Genomic DNA, 17,616 nt, shown 5'->3' on the forward strand with positions numbered 1-17,616 from the left:
CCGTTTCCTCCCAAAATTTATGCTGAGCTTACGCTCCTTAACTGCAAATCGGACTATTCCGGCTTCACTAGGAAGAGCGGCTGTCCATATTCAACAAGCTGTCCGTTCTCGGCCAGTACGGCTACGATCTCGCCTCTGATTTCCGCTTCCAGCTCGTTCATCAGCTTCATGGCTTCAATGATGCAGACCGTGGATTTCTCGCTTACCCGGTCGCCGACATTGACGAAGCTTGGTGTTTCCGGAGATGCTGCACTATAGAAGGTCCCCACCATCGGAGACACAATTTTATGTAACGTGCCTTCTGCAGGGGCTTGCGGCTGCGGAACAGGGGGCTGCTCAGGGGCGGCCTGATAAGTAATCTGCTGCGGGTTCTGCGGATGCGCTACAGGCGCAAAGGGATAGGCGTTGTAAGGAGCCGCTTGAATCGCTGCGCTCTCGGCCTCGGTGCGGTCGGGTTTGCGGATGGCAAGCTTCATGCCTTCGCTTTCGATCTCCAGTTCATGCACGGAGGAGGTCTGGTCCAGCAATTGTATTAATTCCTTAATCTCGCTTAACTTGAACATTTATCAGTTCACTCCTTCAGCTTTCTTTCAAAGCCACTCTCATTCATACGGTTTCAAGATAACGTTATGTATTATATCACAAACCATAGAAATGGAAAGAGCCCCGGCAAACCCGGGGCTCTTTCGACATGATCTTCGGTTTTCAGCAGATTTATTGCTCGGAAACATATTGCACGCTGACTTTGTTCTGCGAGACGCTCAGTTCTTTCATCACCAGATCGACGATGCCTACAGCCTGTTTCACATCCAGCTTATCGCTGAGCACTACTACCTTGTAGGAATCTCCAGCCTCCTCCTTGACAATCGCTTCGCCGTAGGTTTTCTGTAGCTGCACTTCGACTCCGTCAATCTTGGACTCTTTTTCTTCCAGGTTCATCAGCTTTTCCTGGGCAACTGCATTTTCTGCAGGCGATTTATCCATGTCATTCATCAGGGCCATCAGATCATTGTATTCTTCGAGATTCTTCTGCTGGCGTTCATACAGATAGTTGTTAAACATGCTGCTGGCCGATACACTCTGGGAAGCTACTTCATCCAGGATGGCCTTGTCATCCTTGGCCGGTGTTTTGTCTGCAGTTACCGGGGCGGTCTCTTTATCCTTGGTTTCCTGAACGGCAGTATCTTTCACAGCGGTGTCCTTGCTGACCTTGTCTGTAGCAGTGTTGTCTGTAGCGACTGTGTCCTTGCTATCCTTAGCCGAATTGTCGCTGCCTGCAGCCGTTTGATCCTCTGCCGCCGGGTCCGTTGCGGTGTCGGCAACCTTGCTCTCATCCTCAATTACGGCCGCTGTGTTGTTCTCATCGGCTACGGCTGCCGTATCTGCTGCAACTTTGCCTTCAGTTACTACTTCGTTTACCACAACACCTTTGTCTCCGGCGGAAACAAGGTCGGCTCCGGCTGTATTCTTAAGCTGGTCCACCTGCATCGTTCCTGCTGTGTCCTTAGGGAGCGTCGCCCCCGAATCCTCGGTGAACAGATAATAAGCCGAGAGCACCACCATCAAACTGAGCATGGAAACCAACCAAATTGTTTGTCTTTTGCCATTCATTGATTATTCCTCCCAAAAGTTAAAGTTAATGGTTACTAGCCGAACCTTCTATTCCTGTTTGCGCGGAACGACGGAAATCCGGTAACTGGGCACGTTCAGCCCTTTCTCCAGCGCCTGCTCGATCAGGCCGCGCACCACCTTGTTCTCTGCCCCTTTGGCTACCACAAGCACACCGCGCACCTGGGGTTTAATCCGTTTGGTGATAATCGGCTTCTCATCGCCGGACTGCGTGTAGGTTACAATCTGGCCATCCCGCGTGTACTGGGTGGTATTGCGCTTGCCGCCGCTGGCGTCGGTCTCTTCGCTCTGCTGCTGGGAGTCATTCACATCCCGCACCATTACAATCTCCTCAGTCGACTCTACAGTAACCATGATGTCCACCGTGCCAACTCCGACGATTTTCTCCAGAATCTCCTTGGTGCGGTTCTCCATCGCAAGCTCGATACTCTCGAATGGAGTCGCCGCCCCTGCATCGCCTTCGACCAGTGCGGTCTGCGCGGCCTCGGTCTGAGGCGGCTCACGTCCTGTGTTCTCGTTGTCCAGCTTCTTCACATTGACAAAAGAATTGAACAGCATAATCGCCGCTCCCAGTAGGCCCAGAATGATCAGCCAGCGGAAGGTATGGCTCCGTTTGGGACTTCCCGTCCCGCCGCCGGCCCATTGCTCCAGCTTCTTGAACCAATTCGCCATGCCCCTGACCCCCTTTTTATTATCCATATCACAGCTTGTCTGACGTCGAATCCGCGTTTCCTGTTACTCTGATTACTCCAGGTTCAAGTCCCCACCTGTTCTCCAGCAGATGGATGACAGCCTCCGCTTCAGCAGCGGCCGCTTCGTCCGCCGGTCCGCTTACTGCACCAGCGTCCCCACCGCTCGTTGGCTCGGTACCGATATGAACCTCAACCGGCTCTACAGGCACAATGGCAATCGCCTCACTATCCTCTGCATCAGGCGCTTCTGACGGAACAGCGGAACCGGAGGCCGCAGCCGGGGGGAGGTACACCTGCACTTCCGAGATCACCGGGACCTCCTCTCCGCCGCTTGCACTCCTGCTCATTCCCAGCGTAACGGTAACCTTGGCTCCGCGTTCTCCCGTCTCGCTGGTGATCTGATCCTTCATCTGCCCCGCGACCTCCGCCGCAGCCAGCTCCAGGCTCCGGCTCTGCTGGCCTGCCGCCAGCTTCATTCCATCAGCAAGGATTTGCTCCAAGGACTCGGCTTGCCCTTTACCTCCCGAGAACAAACCGCCGCTGCGCTCTTGGCGGCTGAGTTCCAGGCCCAGCTCCTGCACCGCATCTCCCTTCAGAAGCGAGATGATCGGGCTTAGTATGGTGAGCAGAACCAGCAGACTGAGCACCAGTCTGGCATAACGCTCCATCGATTTGCTCGGCAGCAGCAGCTCCACGAATGCGGCCAGCAGCACAACCAGAATAATTTCCCGCAGCCATCCTCCCAGCCAGTCCATGATCTCTCTCCCTCCTGAAGCTGCTTAATTCTCTGCTCTCACCTCATCATCACGGTTACATTGCCTGCCATCAGCATGATGGTCACGGCCAAGAAGAACATCAGCGAAACGGCGGCCAGAGCGGCGAAGACGTAAATCATGCTTTTGCCGATCGTCTGCAGACAGGTTACAATCGGCGTCTCTCCAAGCGGCTGCATCACCGCTGCCGCAATATTATAGATCAGCGCCAGCACCAGAATCTTGATCGCCGGGAAAGCACAGAGGAACAGGATGATGATGACCCCGGACAGCCCGATCGCATTCTTCACCAGCAGTGAAGCCGAGATGACCGTGTCAGTGGCATCCGCGAACATTTTGCCGATGACCGGAACGAAATTGCCTGTGATGTATTTCGCCGCCCGGATCGTGACTCCGTCCGTTACAGAGCTGGTTATGCCCCGTACGGAAATGACCCCGAGAAACACGGTCAGCAGCACTCCCAGCAGCCCTGCCCCGATATTGCGCAGCAGGTTGGCCAGCTGGGTCAGCTTGTATTTATCTGACAGGGCGCTGACCAGATGCAGCACCGCCGAGAAGAAGAAGAGCGGAAACACAATCGTGTGGATCAGGGTGCCGACGGTGTGGATCATAAAGACAATCAACGGATGCGTTACAGAGACTGTCACGATATTCCCCATCGAAGCCAGCAGCGCGAACAGCAGTGGAATCATCGCCATCATGAAGTCGATCATCCGGTCAATCGCGTCCTTGGCATAACCAATGGCCACATTGAAGCTGTTCACCGCAATCACCAGCACCACCATATAGCAGAGCGTGTAGGCAACCTTGCTGACGGTTTTACGTTCAAACGCCGTCTGCAGCGTCTCCAGAATCATACTCAGCACACTGATCATCACAATCGTGACTAGCAGCTTGCCGTTAAACAGCACCTCATGCCACATGAACCGCAGCAGCCCGGCAAGAATGCTGGAGAGGCTTAGACCTTTCTCTCCCGGCAGCAGCATGTCCATCAGGGAAGGCGTCTGCCCGTCCGGGAAGAATCCGCCGTAGTCCTTCATCAATTGATCCCAGTACGTCTCCACGCCATCCGTGGGCAGATGCTCCATCTGCCCCTTAACCCACTGGTCGACCGCCGAAGGTGAACTCGGGGCGGGCGTCGCTGACGGGGCCGCATTCACGGTTCCGCCGGACAGCAGCAGCAGCAGCAGCAGGCAGGGAATCAGCAGCAACCACGCCTGCAGCTTGGGCGGCCGGAATACGCTGCGCTTTTGCATAACTTCCCCTCCTGCCCTGGCTTCGTGGCTACTTGGCGTTAGCTCAGCTTAAGCTGGCAGCAGCTTCATAACCGTTTCAATAATGATGCTGATAATCGGAACGGCCAGCACCATAATCAGCACCTTGCCGGCCAGCTCAATCTTGGAGGCTATCGATTCCTGGCCTGCGTCGCGCACGATCTGCGCCCCGAACTCGGCGATATAGGAGATTCCGATAATTTTGAACACCGTTTTGAGATAGATAGATTCCATTCCCGAGGACGCCGCCACCTTCTCCAGCGTGGACAGGATCACACCAATCTTGCCGATCAGGAACAGAAAGATCAGAATGCCCGTTGCAGTGGCAAGAAGAAAGGCGAAAACCGGCTTTTGTTCCTTCAGAACCAGAATCAGAATGGATGCCAAGAGTCCTATGCCCACAATCTGGATCATTTCCATAGCGGGCCTACTGGAACAGGAAAATGGTTTTGATTTCCTGCAGCAGCCCATCCAGCATGCGGATGACCATGAACAGGACAACGATAAAGCCGACAATGGTTACCCAGTGGGCGAAATCCTCTTTGCCCATTTGCTTCAGCACCGTATGGATCATGGCAATGATAATGCCGATGCCGGCAATCTGAAAAATCGCGTTGACTTCAATATTCATTCCTGGCACCTCGCTAAAAGATCAAAATGACGATCAATGCTCCAAGCAGCAGACCCAGGCTTTTGCTGAGCTTCTCATATTTGCCCTGATCCTCTCTGGCCGCTGTCTCCTCCTGCTTCAATTGCTGCAATGCCAGTGCGATATGATTGCTCTGGTTCGTGCGGTCGCTGGTGCCGAGGGTAAGGCTCAGCTGGCGGAGAATCTCTTTCTCCGCCCCCTTCAGGGCGGTACCCCTCCAGTGTTCCTCCATAGACAGCGCTATCGCCTCCTGGGCACTGTGGTCATGCGGCGGACTCATCTCCGCCGCAGTGCAGGCCCAGAAGCCCTTCAGCGGCTCCTTGGACTGCTGCCCGATCCGCCTCAGCGCTTCGGGCAGCGGGGTGAAACCGTACATAATCTCCGTCTCCAGCCGCTGCAGCGAGGCGATCAGCGCCCGGATGTGACGGGGTCTGTCGGCGTACTGGCGGGCGCGCTGGAATCCGGCCAGCGTGCCTGCCAGCACAATCAGCACCGCCCCGAACAGCTTAAGCACGAAGACCTCCTCCGGGCTGCTGCTGCGGGGAGATCAGCAGCAGCCCGCGCTTCTGGCTGTCCAGAATCCGGAAGGACAGCCCGGCCTCCGAGCGGTGAAGGATCACATACCGCTCGAACATCTTCTGCTCCAGCAGGCCTCCCAGGCCCGGCCTGCGGAGAAGCTCGGTCACTTCCTTGCCGTGGGCGGAAGCCACCACCGAGATGCCGGCATTCAGCGCTTCGGTCACCGCATCGGCATCCTCGCGCCGGCCCAGCTCATCGGCAATAATTACGTCCGGCGACAGGGAGCGGATCATCATCATCATGCCTTCCGCCTTCGGGCAGCCATCCAGCACATCGGTGCGCGGCCCGACGTCAAAGGCAGGAATCCCGCGCCGGCTGCCGGCGATCTCCGAGCGCTCATCGACTATGCCCACCTTCAGGCCCGGCCTGCCCTGCTCTCTTGGCGAGGGATCACCGCTGGAGATTTGCCGGGCCAGGTCGCGCAGCAGTGTGGTTTTGCCGTGCTGGGGCGGCGAGAGAATCAGCGTATGCATGATCCGCTGCCGTCCCCGGTCCAGCAGATAGGGCAGCACCCCATCGGCCACGCCCGGCACCTCGCGGGCAATCCGTACATTGAAGCCGGTAATGTCACGCAGATGCTCCACCCCGCCGCCGCTTAATACGGTGCGGCCGGCCAGTCCGATCCGGTGTCCGCCGGGGATGGTAATGAAACCCTTGCGGAGCTCTTCTTCCATCGTATACAGCGAGTGGTTGCTGATCAGGTCTAGTAGGCGGTGGCTGTCTTCACGGTCCGGCTTGTACGCTTCTTCGGGTGTGTGAGTCAGAGCGCCGTTTGCGCCGAGAAAATGATATTTGCCGGAATAATTAATCTCCAGCGGACGTCCTTCACGGACACGGATCTCTTCTACCTTACTCAGCAGTGACAGCGGCAGCGCCACCAGCAGTGACCTGACCTTCTCGGGAAACAGCTGAAGCCATTCATTTGCCATAATGGGTACCCCCAAGTTGTCCTCTATTGAACTTGCTTTATTCCATATTTATGCTTGTACGCGTCGTTTATGCCTATCATCTATCATTTTTTCAGAATCCCAATTAGGAGAAAGGCCACCCCGCAGCCGATCCAGCCCAGCTTGCCCCAGGACAGCTGCTGCGCCATCCCGGTGAGGCCAATGGCCGTAGTTACAACCAGCACAGTGGGTCCTACCAGCGCCAGCCCGGAATTCACCGCGAGCGCCTTGTCCACCTGATTCAGCTTCAGCATAATTAACGCCGCCGTAATTTCGGCACTTCCCGAGAACAGCCGAAGCACCGCCATCCAGCTAACATACTTGTCCATTTCAATCCACTCCTTTACGGAACTCCGTTCATCAGCCAGCACATTTGGATATAAGAAATCGGCCTGTCCCGCTGTTATCCATGGATATGCAGAAGAAGCCAGCTTTAGACAACAAGAAATGGGCAGACTTCCGCGTTGTGAAAGAAGTCATAGTGATTGCCTATATAAAAAAATATCATCAGTATGATAAAATATATTTTATGGTGTTTACACAGGCTGTTTTCCGCTTCTTCGGGAACTACTAAGACATTAGACAAAGAGGGGTTTTGGGTCATGCACGTTCGTAATTACGCGGTTCCGCTTACTACGGGGACTGTGGGCAAACGCGTTAGAGAGATTACCATCATTATCTTTTCTGCTTTTCTGCTCGCCTGCGGGCTGAAGCTGTTTCTGATTCCGCATCAGCTGTTAAGCGGCGGAGTGGCCGGGGTAGCCTCGATCATTGGTTATCTGAGCAATCCGAAGTATATTTCGCTGATCTATTTCTCCATTAATCTGCCGATTCTGATCTGGGGGTACATAGCAGTCGGCAAAAAATACATCTGTCTTAGCATGCTCTCCGTCCTGTCCACCACCTGGTTTCTGAGCTTGATTCCTGCGGTGCAGCTGACACATGATCCGATCCTTGCCAGTATCTTCGGCGGGGTTATTATTGCGGCGGGGGTAGGGTTCTCGCTGCGCGCCGGAGGCTCCTCGGGCGGCTTCGATATTCTGGGCTCCATCATTACGCGCAAGCGTGATATTCCGATGGGGAGCGTAATGTTTGTAATGGACGGGATCGTAATTCTGAGCCTCGGGTTCTTCAAAAGCTGGGATTCGGCGCTCTACGCCATGTTATGTATATTTGTCAAAAGCCGGGTCGTTGACATGATCCACATTCGCCATGTGAAGCTGACCTGCTTCATTGTCACCAAGGAACGCGAGCAGATGCTGGAGCGCCTGAAGGAGCTGCCCCACGGCATCACTGTCGTGAATGCGGAAGGCGGCTACAGCCATGAGGGCAACACGATGCTGATGACGGTCACCACCCGCTATGAGCTGGCACAGCTGCGCAAGACAATTCTAGAGACTGACCCGCATTCCTTCGTCAATGTGCTGGAGACGGTGGAGATCCTCGGCAGGTTCAGACGGTTAAGCTAGATAACTCAACTTTCGGTTACTACTTAGGCCTCAGCGAGGATTTAGAATGTGTTACTTCAGAACGTTCAACGCAAATAGATGCGAAAGTGCAACTAATTTCAGCTGAAACCTCTGTCTGGAAGCGATTAAGTGCGATATTGGTTACTACTTAGGACCCTGCGAGGGTATAGAAGGTTACTCGAGAAGGTTTGGGATCGCGCTACCTTAACCCAAACACTCCCCCTTCTGGTAACCCACGTCCTAGCGGACCGTATAGCTCCTATTTCCTCATTCCTGCGATGGTTTGGAGTCTAGCGGACCGCATAGCCTCTATATTGGAAAAACAGGCCCTAACTAGTGGGTTTTTGCCTGAATAGAGGCTCCTGAGTCCGTTAGACCTGCAAAACAGCCTTTTTTCAGCAAATAGAGGCTCCTGAGTCCGTTAGTAGTCTGAAAGTTAAGCGCTGGTTACTGGCGACGGCCTTCATTTGTTATTCTTAGTCTCCTTGTCGTGTTGTATGACAGGCTCGGACGAGTAACACATGAAAAAAAAGGGGGTCCTAAGTAATAACCGATATTGAAACTATTTCCTCCACAACGGAAAAAACCGGATAATAGATGCGCTTTTGCAACTAATTCAATGGCTTCGGCCGGGTGCCTAAGCAGTAACAACTTTCGCAGCAAGAACTCGGCAGGTAGGTGCTGCCCAATCTCAATAAGCCCTCAGGCGAAGCCGAAGCTCCCTCATCCCCTCTCAGCCAGAGCGAGGCTCCGGCAACTCCGCCGGGATTGACTATAGCCGTGTCGGCATTCAATTTAACTCAACTTTCGCAGCAAGAAATCGGTAGGTAAGCCTTGATGTAACTGGGCAAAGCTGCAATCCAGTGCTGGAGTTGACTTTTAATCATAGCCGACAACTTTTTACCCACTTGTGAAGCAATTTCGTTCATCAATTCTACCAGTTGTTGTAAGGCCCCCGCCCAATCTAAGGTGCCAACTTCATCACAAAGCAAATAAAAGAGTCCACCGAGCGTTCGCTGATCTGTACTTTGCCGATGCTGCCAAGCTAGCAGAATATAACGGGAAAAGACAATCGTGGTATGGCTAATGAGCAGATCGTAGGAGCGGCCTTGAAACTCTTTTTGCAGACGCAATAAGGACTTGGCACATTTGAAAAAGACTTCGATGTCCCAGCGAAGTCCGTACGTTTGAATGATTTCCGGTGCCGTCAGTGTAAGATCTGTCGATAGAATGGCGAGCCACTCGTTTTTCTTGGACCGATGGCGAACGAATACAACCCGGACGGGAATACCGGGAACGAGTTCCGTATGAATCTGACGCAAAATATTCCGGTGTTTCCCTTCGACGCGCAAGGCGGCTCGGTAAAGACCTTTGAGATCCACCCGCTGACCGTGGACAAGATACCGCTTATTGTCGTTTTTCACCCTGCCAATGACATGAAGCCCTCGGTCTACAATCCGCCCAATCAGGGGCGCATGCGTAAACCAGCTGTCCATGAGTACGTAAGCCGCAGAAACGCCTGAAGCGATGGCCCGGTCTAGCAGTTCAGAAACCAGATGCGGGGCGGTCAGCAAGGCTTCTTTCCGACGTTTGTAGCCGTAAGAACGCTTATCGATTTCTGGATTCATCCCGGTTAGACCTGCCTTCACGGAACTGAGGAGCGCGAAGTCCAAGGGGAGAAACGTATGACCGTCTGACCATCCCAAGGTCAGCATGCGGAAGCCTTTATAATACGCACCGCTCGCGTGATCCTTGAAGCGAGCCAACAGTTCCACGGCTTTGCTCCGATTTCGTTCAAACATGGAATCGTCCACGATGAACACGGAGGTTCGCGTGGTGGAAGTCAGGGTTTCCACCCGCTGCACGGTGTCGCTACTGAGGGAAGACAAAAAGCGACGCCAAGCAAATCCGCTATGATTAAGAAACCGATACACCGCATCTTTGCCCGGAAAAGCTTCACTTTTGGCACTTTCCAGAAGGCGAAACCAATTTTTCTGATGGAAGAGCAGAACAAAGACAAGCATGAAGAGATGGGAGCAGGTATAGCCGAACGTCTTTTTAAAACCAGAATTCCTTAAGTGTTTTAGTACACCAAGTTCCTGAAAGGCAGGTCTCATTTCAGGTGGGAGTTGATCTAGAGATAGCTTTTGCTTTATCATGGAAAGGACACCTCTTCTATGGTTTTGTGATTGCTCGATACTCTCACTTTACCAAACGAAGCGGTGTTTTTCTATTTTGACAAGACATGTACTTCATCCTGCCTCAACTCAAGCCTGGCTTGAGACCAAGTCAATTATGGCTCTGCGAAAGTTGAGAATTTAATAATAAAATCGCCTGAAATTTTTTCTTTGGCCGTATTCTGCACGCTAACCTGAACCTTGCGCTCAGGCTTTGACAGCTGGCGAGGGAACGGCGCATTCTCATAACTGAGCAGCTTGGAAATATCTGAAACAACTGCACGCCTCGGCTCTGCTCATAAGCAGATTGCCTGCGGCTGCGATTGAATATCACCAGGGTGATGGTGTTATTGTTCCTGCCCCCGGAACCCAGGTAACCGGAGGTGCGCCCTACGCCGATGGCCATATTGAATTCAGCATTGAGGGCGGAAGCACTGCCGGAGAGAAGCTGTCTGAAGCAAGCTTATCGGCTGGGACAATTATATCAGGAGCGGGGATTGGCCTCTGAAGTCATCAAGCTTCTTCTGCGTATTCAGAAACTTCAGCCCTACGAAGAGGACACATATTTTAGCCTCATGAAATTGTACAGCGAGTTGGGCGACGATTCCGGGGTTCAGGAGCAGTATGAATTGCTGATGTCATCTCTTTGCCGTGATCTTGAAGTGCCTGTCAGCGAATTTATTTCCACTTGGTATGCCTCATGGTGCAGGAAGAAGGAGCTCCGTGCTCTTCAAAATTTGTAAAAAAGCAGCCCGGACAAATGTCCGAGCTGCCTTTGTTTAAAAATAAGAAATTATATGTTGACGCTATAACTTATCCTTCTATTTCTCGCAGAAACGGATACCTGAAAGCGATACGTAGTATCGCTGCTTCGGAAGCATACGCTTTTCAGAGGATGGTGCAGCCGTTTCTTCTTGATGCATGTTGATACGGGTGGATCTGACCGTATAGAGTATCCTCTTCGGCAATTACCGGCGGTCCTGCGGCCCACCGACAAAAACCTGCTCTGCCGTGTCCAGATTGTAGGCGGTATGCAGCACCTGGATCAGGTTCTGCAGATTGCCCGAATCGACCACACAGGAAACCTTGATCTCGGAGGTGCTGACCATCTTGATGCTGACACCCTGGCCGGAGATCACCTCGAACATCTGTGCAGCTACCCCTGGATGGCTGATCATGCCTGCGCCTACGATTGAAATCTTGACTAGATTATCCTCGGAGGTCACCTCGCGGTAAGGCAGCTCCGCATGCAGCTGCTCAATTACATCCTTGGCCCGCTGCAGCTCATCCAGCGCTACCGTAAAGGAGAAATCAGCCTGCTGGTCCTGTACTCCACTCTGGACGATGATGTCCACGTCAATGCTCTCTGCGGCCAGTCTGCCGAAGACCTGGGCAAGAACGCCGGGAACATCCGGCACACCCAGAATACTGATCCGCGCCACATTCTTGTCATACGCGATTCCGCTTACTACAACTCCCTGCTCCATGCTTGCTTCCTCCTTCACAACAGTACCTTCATTATGGTTGAAGCTGGATCTGACGACCAGCTTGACTTGATGGCGCTTCGCATATTCAACCGCGCGCGGATGCAGCACCGCTGCGCCCAGATGGGCCAGCTCCAGCATCTCATCATATGAAATGCTGCTTAGCTTGCGGGCGGTCTTGACGATGCGCGGATCAGTGGAATAGATGCCGTCCACATCCGTATAGATCTCACAGGCGTCCGCTTTGATGGCAGCTGCCAGCGCTACGGCCGTGGTATCGGAGCCTCCGCGTCCCAGCGTCGTGATCTCGCCATCCAGGGTCATCCCCTGGAATCCCGCGACAATGACGATCTGCTCGCGTTCCAGTGCTTCCAGTACTCGGCGGGGCACGATTTCATTGATACGCGCTCTGCCGTGCGTATCATCGGTGCGGAAGCCCGCCTGCCAGCCGGTATAGGATACCGCATTGCGGCCTATCCCCTGCAGGGCAATCGATAACAGCGACACAGAGATCTGCTCTCCGGTGCTGAGCAGCATATCCATCTCGCGCGCAGGCAGCTGTTCATTGAGCTGCTTGGCCTGGTCAATCAGTTCATCGGTGGTGTCTCCCATTGCGGATACAACAACCACGCAGCGGTGGCCTTCATCCTGCTTCGCGGCAATACGTCCGGCGACACGCTTCATACGCTCAATATCGCCTACGGAGCTGCCTCCGAATTTCATGACATAAAGTGACAAAGTTCTATTCACTCCCATTTCAATCTGTATAGTATTTATGCGGCTAAAGTTTCACGCTTTAAATCAGTATAATACGAAAAAACACTCATGTGCATAAATTCTTATTTTTTTACAAGAAAAAACGGCTTCGCCGTCCTTTTTAGGGACGGCACCGTTTCTGCGAGAAATAGAAGGATAAAGGATCAGGTGAAACTTAAACTTTCTTATATATTGAAGAAACCCCCTCGGCGGCAAGCGCAGAGGAGGTCGGCTGTTGTATTGCATTCAAAGATTGCCACGCACCTTAAGCGCGGGAGATATATTTGCCTTCACGCGTATCGATCAGCAGCACATCATCCTCATTGATGAACAATGGAACCTGCACATTCAGGCCGGTTTCGACCTTGGCGAACTTCGTTGCGCCCTGTGCGGTGTTGCCTTTGATGCCCGGCTCGGTTTCTACTACCTTCAGCTCTACGCTGGTAGGCAGGTTAATACCAAGAATCTCGCCTTTATAGCTGACGATGTTCACGGTCATGTTCTCTCTGATGAAGTTCAGCTCCCATTCCAGTTGCTTGGCATCCAGGGTGAACTGGTCATAGGTTTCGTTGTCCATGAATACATGGTCCTGTCCGCTGGCATACAGGTACTGAACTGCGCGGTTCTCGATGATCGCGCGGCCGATGGTTTCGCCGGCACGGAAGGTTTTTTCCACCGTATTGCCGTTGCGCAGATTCTTCAGCTTGGAGCGAACAAATGCTGCGCCTTTACCCGGCTTTACGTGCTGGAAATCAATTACGGTGTAAATATCGCCGTCTACCTCTACCGTTAATCCTGTTTTGAAATCGTTAACTGAAATCACTAAGAATCCCTCCTGAAAATCAATAATAAATCATTATTCCCTTATAAACATGCATTACAATGCGGTGTACTCTTTGGACGAATGGGTCAGCAGCGCAATTCCGCTGTTCGTAATAACGATGTCATCTTCAATCCGCACGCCACCGATGCCCGGCAGATAGATGCCCGGCTCTACGGTTACCACCATGCCAGGCTCCATAATCTCGTCGCTCAGCTTGGACAGGCGCGGCCATTCATGCACTTCCATGCCAAGCCCGTGGCCTGTGCTGTGCCCGAACTGCTCGCCATAGCCATAACGCGTGATAATGTCACGGGTCAGAGCATCGCATTCCCGACCGGTCATGCCCGGCTTGATATGCGCCAGCGCATGCAGCTGCGCCTCCAGCACGATATCATAGATCTCCTTCAGCTTGGGATCAGGGCTGCCGATGGCGATGGTGCGGGTGAGGTCCGAGCAGTACCCGTCCACAAGCGCGCCGAAGTCAAACGTAATGAACTCATTGTTCCCGATTACCTTGCCGCTTGCCCGTCCATGCGGCATAGAAGACCGTTCACCCGACGCCACAATGGTGTCAAATGAAGAGGAGGTTGCTCCATGACTGCGCATATAGAATTCCATTTCCAGATCCATATCACGTTCGGTCATGCCCGGCTTGATTACATTCAGGATATGGCTGAAGGTGGCGTCCGCCAGATCGGCGGCCCGTCCCATTACGGCCAATTCCTCTTCATCCTTGTAAGTGCGCAGGTTCTCCACAGCCTTGGAGACCGGAACCAGCACAGCCGGCTTCAGAGCGTCAGCATAGGCAGTATATGCACTGAAGCTGACATGATCCTGTTCAAAACCAATACGCACTTCGCCGCTTGACGGCAGCAGTTCACGCACCGTATCAATAAATTTCGCGCCATGCTCTACAACCTTAATTCCTGTTGCCTGCTCCGCAGCTTGTGTCATATAGCGGAAATCAGTCAGTAAATAACACTCCGCAGCCGTAACCAGCACAACACCGGACGAGCCGGTGAAGCCGCTCAAATAGCGGCGGTTGATCTCGCTGGTGACCAGCATGGCTTCCAGTTGTTGTTCCTGCAGAACCTTGCGCAGCTTGGAGATACGCTTGTTGCCCATCTTCATTCTCCTCTCGAAATAGCCACATTGTATTTTAACATAGTGATGTGCCACCTGAGAAGTTTTTTCGGCCTGTCAGACCAGTTTCGTGCTCTGCTCGCGTTTGCGCTCATCCGTGTACTCAATCGCAGCCGTATAGCCGATGAACAACCCCCAGAGCAGAAAGACACAGAATTCGCTGATCAGCGAGTCCCAGGACAGCTTGAACATGCGCTGCAGCAGGAACCACTGCGGAAAGGCCAGGAAAATCACCAACCACCAGAGGATGCCGTAGATCATGCCGGGCCAAGGTCCCCTCAGCTTGCGCATAGTGAGCACATAGAGCAGGGAAAGCACCACCGAAAAAACAATAAAGCTTAAATAGCCGGCGATCTGTCCCGCAGCGCCCAACAGGAAATCATGTTTGAAAAAGGGCTCGAGCAGCATGCCGGGAACCACCTTGGTAAAGTGCAGGGCATACATCAGCCAGCGTGCCCCTCCCCAGATCAGACCTGCAAAATAACCCAGCTCCAAAGCAAATAACCAGGGATTGGTTGAATCTTGTTTCTGCTTATGCGACTTGCTCATTGAACTCCCTCGCTTTCGTCAGACTCTCTTGAAGTGCTTGCTCTCACTTTGTGACTAGTATGTGCAAGAAACGGCGATCCAACTAGTAATGTGCTTAAAAATTCGTTACAATGTGTTATACAAGAAGAAAATAACTTTAAAATATAGGAAGGTGAATTGGTTGTCCCAAGAAACTCCAAGTTACGGCGGCCAAGCCGTCATTGAAGGCGTTATGTTCGGCGGCAAGCACATCAACGTAACAGCCGTACGGCGGAAGAATCAGGAAATCACATTTTTGGAGGTGCCGAGAAGCGACAAGAGCTTGGTCAAGAAGCTGCGCAAGATTCCGCTGCTTCGCGGTATTGTCAGTATTATAGATTCAAGCGCCAAAGGCTCCAAGCATCTGAACTATTCTCTAGAATCCTTTACCGAGGATGAGACTGAGCCAGAGGAACGCGCGAAACAGTTGGAGAAAGAACAGAAGAAAGACGAGGGCTGGAGCCTTGGCATGATTTTTGGCGTGGCTGTCATGGGGATTCTTTCGTTTCTGGCTGGCAAGGTCATTTTTACGCTGGTGCCCGTATTTGTAGAAGATTTCTTATTCGGCCGAGCATTCGATAACTATATCCTGCACAACCTGGTTGAGGGCGGCATCAAGCTGCTGCTGCTCTTGGTCTATCTGTGGGGAATTTCCCAGACACCGGTGATCAAACGTCTGTTCCAGTATCATGGCGCAGAACATAAGGTCATCAGTGCCTTCGAAGCCGGTGAAGAGTTGACTCCAGCCAATGTGCAGAAGTACAGCCGTCTGCATTACCGCTGCGGCAGCAGCTTCATGATGCTGACCATCGTGCTGGGTGTCATTATTTACTCCTTGGTCCCTTGGGATAACCTGTATGAGCGGGTATTGCAGCGGATCGTATTGATTCCGTTCGTGATCGGGATTTCATTCGAGGTGCTGAAGGGAACCAATGCCGTTAAGGATATTCCCGGTCTGAAGTATCTTGGCTATCCCGGCCTGTGGCTGCAGCTGCTGACCACCAAGGAACCCAATGATGCACAGGTCGAAGTATCCATCGCCTCATTTAACCGGATGCGCGAGCTGGATGCTGCAATTGAAGCCGGAAATTATACGGAGGCAACTGTGTCTGGCAGCATATTAGATCCTGCGAAAGGATGAGTGGTCTATGATCAAACATACCTCAATATTCGGGATTTCGTTATTGCTTGCTTTAGTGGGAATAATCAATGCGTTCACATCCGGAGATTATAGCGTGTTCGCTGGTTTGCTGTTTCCGCTGTTATTGATCTTAGTACTCTTTTATGTTTATAAAATTGCCCCGGGACGTACGGCTTCCGGCCGCGGCGGGGTCTCCCGCTCCAAGGTGAAAGTGAAGCCTTCCCAGAAGACGCTGGCCAAGGTAGCCGGGACCCGCAAGACCCCGTCAGTATCAGGCAAGCGCAAGAGCTATCCCTTCCAGGTGATCGAAGGCAGCAAAGGCAAAAATGACGACCAGCAGCCCAAATTTCATTAATCCCGTAAGAAGAAACGGCTTCGCCGTCCTCTGAAAGAGGCGGCATCCGTTTCTGCGAAAAATAGAAGGATAAATAATAGTGTAGAACATATAATTTCTTATATTTGCACAAAAAACAAGCATCTTCGCAGCTTCTGCGGGATGCTTGTTTTTTTGTCTATACCGGCCCGCTGTAGATTAACGCGGACGCCAGTCGCGGAAGAAATCAGTGCCCGCCTTCATGCCGGAGGCGAACAGATCGTCGCTCTGTGCAGGTGTGATCTCGAACTGGGTGGTGGAGATGCCCAGCGCCGGAACTTTGACGGTGCGGACGATTTTCTCCTGCTCGATATAACGCTCATCGTGGGCGGAGAGCATGGTGCTGAACATCGCCTGCAGCATGCTGAACGGTCCTTGGATCCGGTGTGGCTGCGGCTCTGTTGCGCCAACCAGCCGGTAGCCTACCGTAGGTACCGCATAGAGGCTGCCATGGCTCTTCAAGCCACCCGGCTTCTCCTCGAACAACCATAACGGGAAATTGCTCAACAAGCCCCCGTCCACCATATAAACAAACTGCTCCGTGAAGGATTTACCCCGGGCTGATTCCCCGCGCAGCCGCAGCCTTACCGGGTCGAAGAAATAGGGGATGCTGCAGCTCATTCGCACGGCTTTGGCCACTTCGAAACGCTCGGGAGAGATGCCGTATTGCTCCAGTCCTTGCGGCAGCACAACAATCCGCCCATTCGTAATATCGGAAGCGACAATGGACAACTTGCCTTGCGGGAGATCGCGGAAGGTCACAATCCCTTTTTGCAGCAGAATGTCTCTAATCCAGGCTTCCAACGCTTCACCGGAATATAAGCCTTTCTTGATCATCACCCGCAGCGCCGGTCCGATATAGGCTGTATTATAAATAGGCGACCTAGTCAGAAACGAAGAGAAAGCAGTGTCCTGGATGATTCTGCTCATTTCCTTCCCGTTATACCCCGCAGCCAATAGAGCGGCCACTATCGAGCCGGAGGAGGCGCCTGCGACCCTTTTGAAGGTCCGGCCTGCTTTCTCCGTAGCCTCTACCGCTCCCGCAAGTCCGATTCCCCTGACTCCCCCGCCCTCAAATACAGCATTGATCTCCATGCACAGACTCCCCCGTTCCATAGATTCTATTGCTTATCTATGAGC

20 protein-coding genes are annotated in these 17,616 nt (G+C 52.9%); 4 read left to right on the top strand and 16 right to left on the bottom strand.

What is annotated here, in order from left to right:
- Nucleotides 1-53: 53 nt before the first annotated feature.
- The 10 genes from accB to B9T62_RS21310 form a co-directional block, all read right to left on the bottom strand.
- On the bottom strand, nt 54-563 hold the full coding sequence (accB, locus tag B9T62_RS21265; RefSeq protein WP_087917123.1) for an acetyl-CoA carboxylase biotin carboxyl carrier protein: 510 nt from the start codon (nt 561-563) through the stop codon (nt 54-56).
- A 151-nt stretch (nt 564-714) separates the two neighbouring features.
- Nucleotides 715-1,611 carry a SpoIIIAH-like family protein gene (locus B9T62_RS21270; protein ID WP_087917124.1) on the bottom strand — a complete coding sequence of 299 codons (897 nt, stop codon included), beginning with the start codon at nt 1,609-1,611 and terminating at the stop codon, nt 715-717.
- 48 nt (nt 1,612-1,659) lie between these two features.
- A complete protein-coding gene (gene spoIIIAG / locus B9T62_RS21275; protein ID WP_087917125.1) occupies nt 1,660-2,301 on the bottom strand; it encodes a stage III sporulation protein AG in 642 nt (213 codons plus the stop codon).
- A 28-nt stretch (nt 2,302-2,329) separates the two neighbouring features.
- Complete coding sequence (gene spoIIIAF / locus B9T62_RS21280; protein WP_087917126.1) at nt 2,330-3,076, bottom strand: stage III sporulation protein AF; 747 nt, start codon at nt 3,074-3,076, stop codon at nt 2,330-2,332.
- A gap of 38 nt (nt 3,077-3,114) precedes the next feature.
- Nucleotides 3,115-4,350: a stage III sporulation protein AE gene (gene spoIIIAE, locus B9T62_RS21285; protein ID WP_087917127.1), complete on the bottom strand. Its 1,236-nt coding sequence runs from the start codon at nt 4,348-4,350 to the stop codon at nt 3,115-3,117.
- A gap of 48 nt (nt 4,351-4,398) precedes the next feature.
- Nucleotides 4,399-4,788 (bottom strand): stage III sporulation protein AD, encoded by a 390-nt coding sequence (gene spoIIIAD / locus B9T62_RS21290; RefSeq protein WP_087917128.1) that lies wholly within the window; start codon nt 4,786-4,788, stop codon nt 4,399-4,401.
- Nucleotides 4,789-4,795: 7 nt separating this feature from the next.
- Complete coding sequence (spoIIIAC, locus tag B9T62_RS21295; RefSeq protein ID WP_087917129.1) at nt 4,796-4,999, bottom strand: stage III sporulation protein AC; 204 nt, start codon at nt 4,997-4,999, stop codon at nt 4,796-4,798.
- A 13-nt stretch (nt 5,000-5,012) separates the two neighbouring features.
- Nucleotides 5,013-5,531 (bottom strand): stage III sporulation protein SpoIIIAB, encoded by a 519-nt coding sequence (gene spoIIIAB / locus B9T62_RS21300; RefSeq protein ID WP_087917130.1) that lies wholly within the window; start codon nt 5,529-5,531, stop codon nt 5,013-5,015.
- On the bottom strand, nt 5,524-6,525 hold the full coding sequence (gene spoIIIAA / locus B9T62_RS21305) for a stage III sporulation protein AA (RefSeq protein ID WP_087917131.1): 1,002 nt from the start codon (nt 6,523-6,525) through the stop codon (nt 5,524-5,526). Before spoIIIAA ends, spoIIIAB begins: the two co-directional genes overlap by 8 nt.
- A gap of 83 nt (nt 6,526-6,608) precedes the next feature.
- Complete coding sequence (locus tag B9T62_RS21310) at nt 6,609-6,872, bottom strand: YqhV family protein (protein WP_087917132.1); 264 nt, start codon at nt 6,870-6,872, stop codon at nt 6,609-6,611.
- 273 nt (nt 6,873-7,145) lie between these two features.
- Here B9T62_RS21310 and B9T62_RS21315 point away from each other — a divergent pair, with 273 nt between their 5' ends.
- Complete coding sequence (locus B9T62_RS21315; RefSeq protein ID WP_087917133.1) at nt 7,146-8,012, top strand: YitT family protein; 867 nt, start codon at nt 7,146-7,148, stop codon at nt 8,010-8,012.
- An 800-nt stretch (nt 8,013-8,812) separates the two neighbouring features.
- On the opposite strand, the gene B9T62_RS21320 is transcribed toward B9T62_RS21315, so the two are convergent.
- Nucleotides 8,813-10,171, bottom strand: coding sequence for an IS4 family transposase (locus tag B9T62_RS21320; protein ID WP_087917134.1), 1,359 nt, complete (start codon nt 10,169-10,171; stop codon nt 8,813-8,815).
- Nucleotides 10,172-10,587: 416 nt separating this feature from the next.
- On the opposite strand from B9T62_RS21320, the gene B9T62_RS21330 reads away from it, so the two are divergent.
- Nucleotides 10,588-10,932, top strand: a complete 345-nt coding sequence (locus B9T62_RS21330; RefSeq protein WP_157793950.1) for a bacterial transcriptional activator domain-containing protein — start codon at nt 10,588-10,590, stop codon at nt 10,930-10,932.
- A gap of 225 nt (nt 10,933-11,157) precedes the next feature.
- Here the strand turns inward: B9T62_RS21330 and B9T62_RS21335 are convergent, their stop codons facing one another.
- From B9T62_RS21335 to B9T62_RS21350, 4 genes are all read right to left on the bottom strand, one after another.
- The gene (locus B9T62_RS21335) at nt 11,158-12,411 is read right to left on the bottom strand and encodes an aspartate kinase (RefSeq protein WP_087917137.1); all 1,254 of its coding nucleotides are present in this window, start codon (nt 12,409-12,411) and stop codon (nt 11,158-11,160) included.
- A 283-nt stretch (nt 12,412-12,694) separates the two neighbouring features.
- Entirely contained in the window at nt 12,695-13,252 is a 558-nt protein-coding gene (gene efp / locus B9T62_RS21340; protein ID WP_087917138.1) for an elongation factor P, read from the bottom strand.
- 54 nt (nt 13,253-13,306) lie between these two features.
- Nucleotides 13,307-14,377 carry a M24 family metallopeptidase gene (locus B9T62_RS21345; RefSeq protein ID WP_087917139.1) on the bottom strand — a complete coding sequence of 357 codons (1,071 nt, stop codon included), beginning with the start codon at nt 14,375-14,377 and terminating at the stop codon, nt 13,307-13,309.
- 75 nt (nt 14,378-14,452) lie between these two features.
- Nucleotides 14,453-14,944, bottom strand: coding sequence for a YqhR family membrane protein (locus B9T62_RS21350; protein ID WP_087917140.1), 492 nt, complete (start codon nt 14,942-14,944; stop codon nt 14,453-14,455).
- Between the two features lie 211 nt (nt 14,945-15,155).
- Here B9T62_RS21350 and B9T62_RS21355 point away from each other — a divergent pair, with 211 nt between their 5' ends.
- A complete protein-coding gene (locus tag B9T62_RS21355; RefSeq protein ID WP_425436699.1) occupies nt 15,156-16,103 on the top strand; it encodes a DUF1385 domain-containing protein in 948 nt (315 codons plus the stop codon).
- A gap of 7 nt (nt 16,104-16,110) precedes the next feature.
- Nucleotides 16,111-16,458: a hypothetical protein gene (locus B9T62_RS21360; protein WP_087917142.1), complete on the top strand. Its 348-nt coding sequence runs from the start codon at nt 16,111-16,113 to the stop codon at nt 16,456-16,458.
- Between the two features lie 177 nt (nt 16,459-16,635).
- On the opposite strand, the gene B9T62_RS21365 is transcribed toward B9T62_RS21360, so the two are convergent.
- Nucleotides 16,636-17,571: a patatin-like phospholipase family protein gene (locus B9T62_RS21365; protein WP_087917143.1), complete on the bottom strand. Its 936-nt coding sequence runs from the start codon at nt 17,569-17,571 to the stop codon at nt 16,636-16,638.
- Between the last annotated feature and the right edge of the window lie 45 nt (nt 17,572-17,616).

Source organism: Paenibacillus donghaensis (assembly GCF_002192415.1).
In the GTDB taxonomy this organism is placed as follows: domain Bacteria; phylum Bacillota; class Bacilli; order Paenibacillales; family Paenibacillaceae; genus Paenibacillus_AQ; species Paenibacillus_AQ donghaensis.

Bases quoted from the DNA above. Each gene is read 5' to 3' on its own strand.
- accB (WP_087917123.1), bottom strand. From the start codon at position 563: ATGTTCAAGTTAAGCGAGATTAAGGAATTAATACAATTGCTGGACCAG.
- B9T62_RS21270 (WP_087917124.1), bottom strand. From the start codon at position 1,611: ATGAATGGCAAAAGACAAACAATTTGGTTGGTTTCCATGCTCAGTTTG.
- spoIIIAG (WP_087917125.1), bottom strand. From the start codon at position 2,301: ATGGCGAATTGGTTCAAGAAGCTGGAGCAATGGGCCGGCGGCGGGACG.
- spoIIIAF (WP_087917126.1), bottom strand. From the start codon at position 3,076: ATGGACTGGCTGGGAGGATGGCTGCGGGAAATTATTCTGGTTGTGCTG.
- spoIIIAE (WP_087917127.1), bottom strand. From the start codon at position 4,350: ATGCAAAAGCGCAGCGTATTCCGGCCGCCCAAGCTGCAGGCGTGGTTG.
- spoIIIAD (WP_087917128.1), bottom strand. From the start codon at position 4,788: ATGGAAATGATCCAGATTGTGGGCATAGGACTCTTGGCATCCATTCTG.
- spoIIIAC (WP_087917129.1), bottom strand. From the start codon at position 4,999: ATGAATATTGAAGTCAACGCGATTTTTCAGATTGCCGGCATCGGCATT.
- spoIIIAA (WP_087917131.1), bottom strand. From the start codon at position 6,525: ATGGCAAATGAATGGCTTCAGCTGTTTCCCGAGAAGGTCAGGTCACTG.
- B9T62_RS21310 (WP_087917132.1), bottom strand. From the start codon at position 6,872: ATGGACAAGTATGTTAGCTGGATGGCGGTGCTTCGGCTGTTCTCGGGA.
- B9T62_RS21315 (WP_087917133.1), top strand. From the start codon at position 7,146: ATGCACGTTCGTAATTACGCGGTTCCGCTTACTACGGGGACTGTGGGC.
- B9T62_RS21320 (WP_087917134.1), bottom strand. From the start codon at position 10,171: ATGATAAAGCAAAAGCTATCTCTAGATCAACTCCCACCTGAAATGAGA.
- B9T62_RS21330 (WP_157793950.1), top strand. From the start codon at position 10,588: ATGGCCATATTGAATTCAGCATTGAGGGCGGAAGCACTGCCGGAGAGA.
- B9T62_RS21345 (WP_087917139.1), bottom strand. From the start codon at position 14,377: ATGGGCAACAAGCGTATCTCCAAGCTGCGCAAGGTTCTGCAGGAACAA.
- B9T62_RS21350 (WP_087917140.1), bottom strand. From the start codon at position 14,944: ATGAGCAAGTCGCATAAGCAGAAACAAGATTCAACCAATCCCTGGTTA.
- B9T62_RS21355 (WP_425436699.1), top strand. From the start codon at position 15,156: ATGTTCGGCGGCAAGCACATCAACGTAACAGCCGTACGGCGGAAGAAT.
- B9T62_RS21360 (WP_087917142.1), top strand. From the start codon at position 16,111: ATGATCAAACATACCTCAATATTCGGGATTTCGTTATTGCTTGCTTTA.
- B9T62_RS21365 (WP_087917143.1), bottom strand. From the start codon at position 17,571: ATGGAGATCAATGCTGTATTTGAGGGCGGGGGAGTCAGGGGAATCGGA.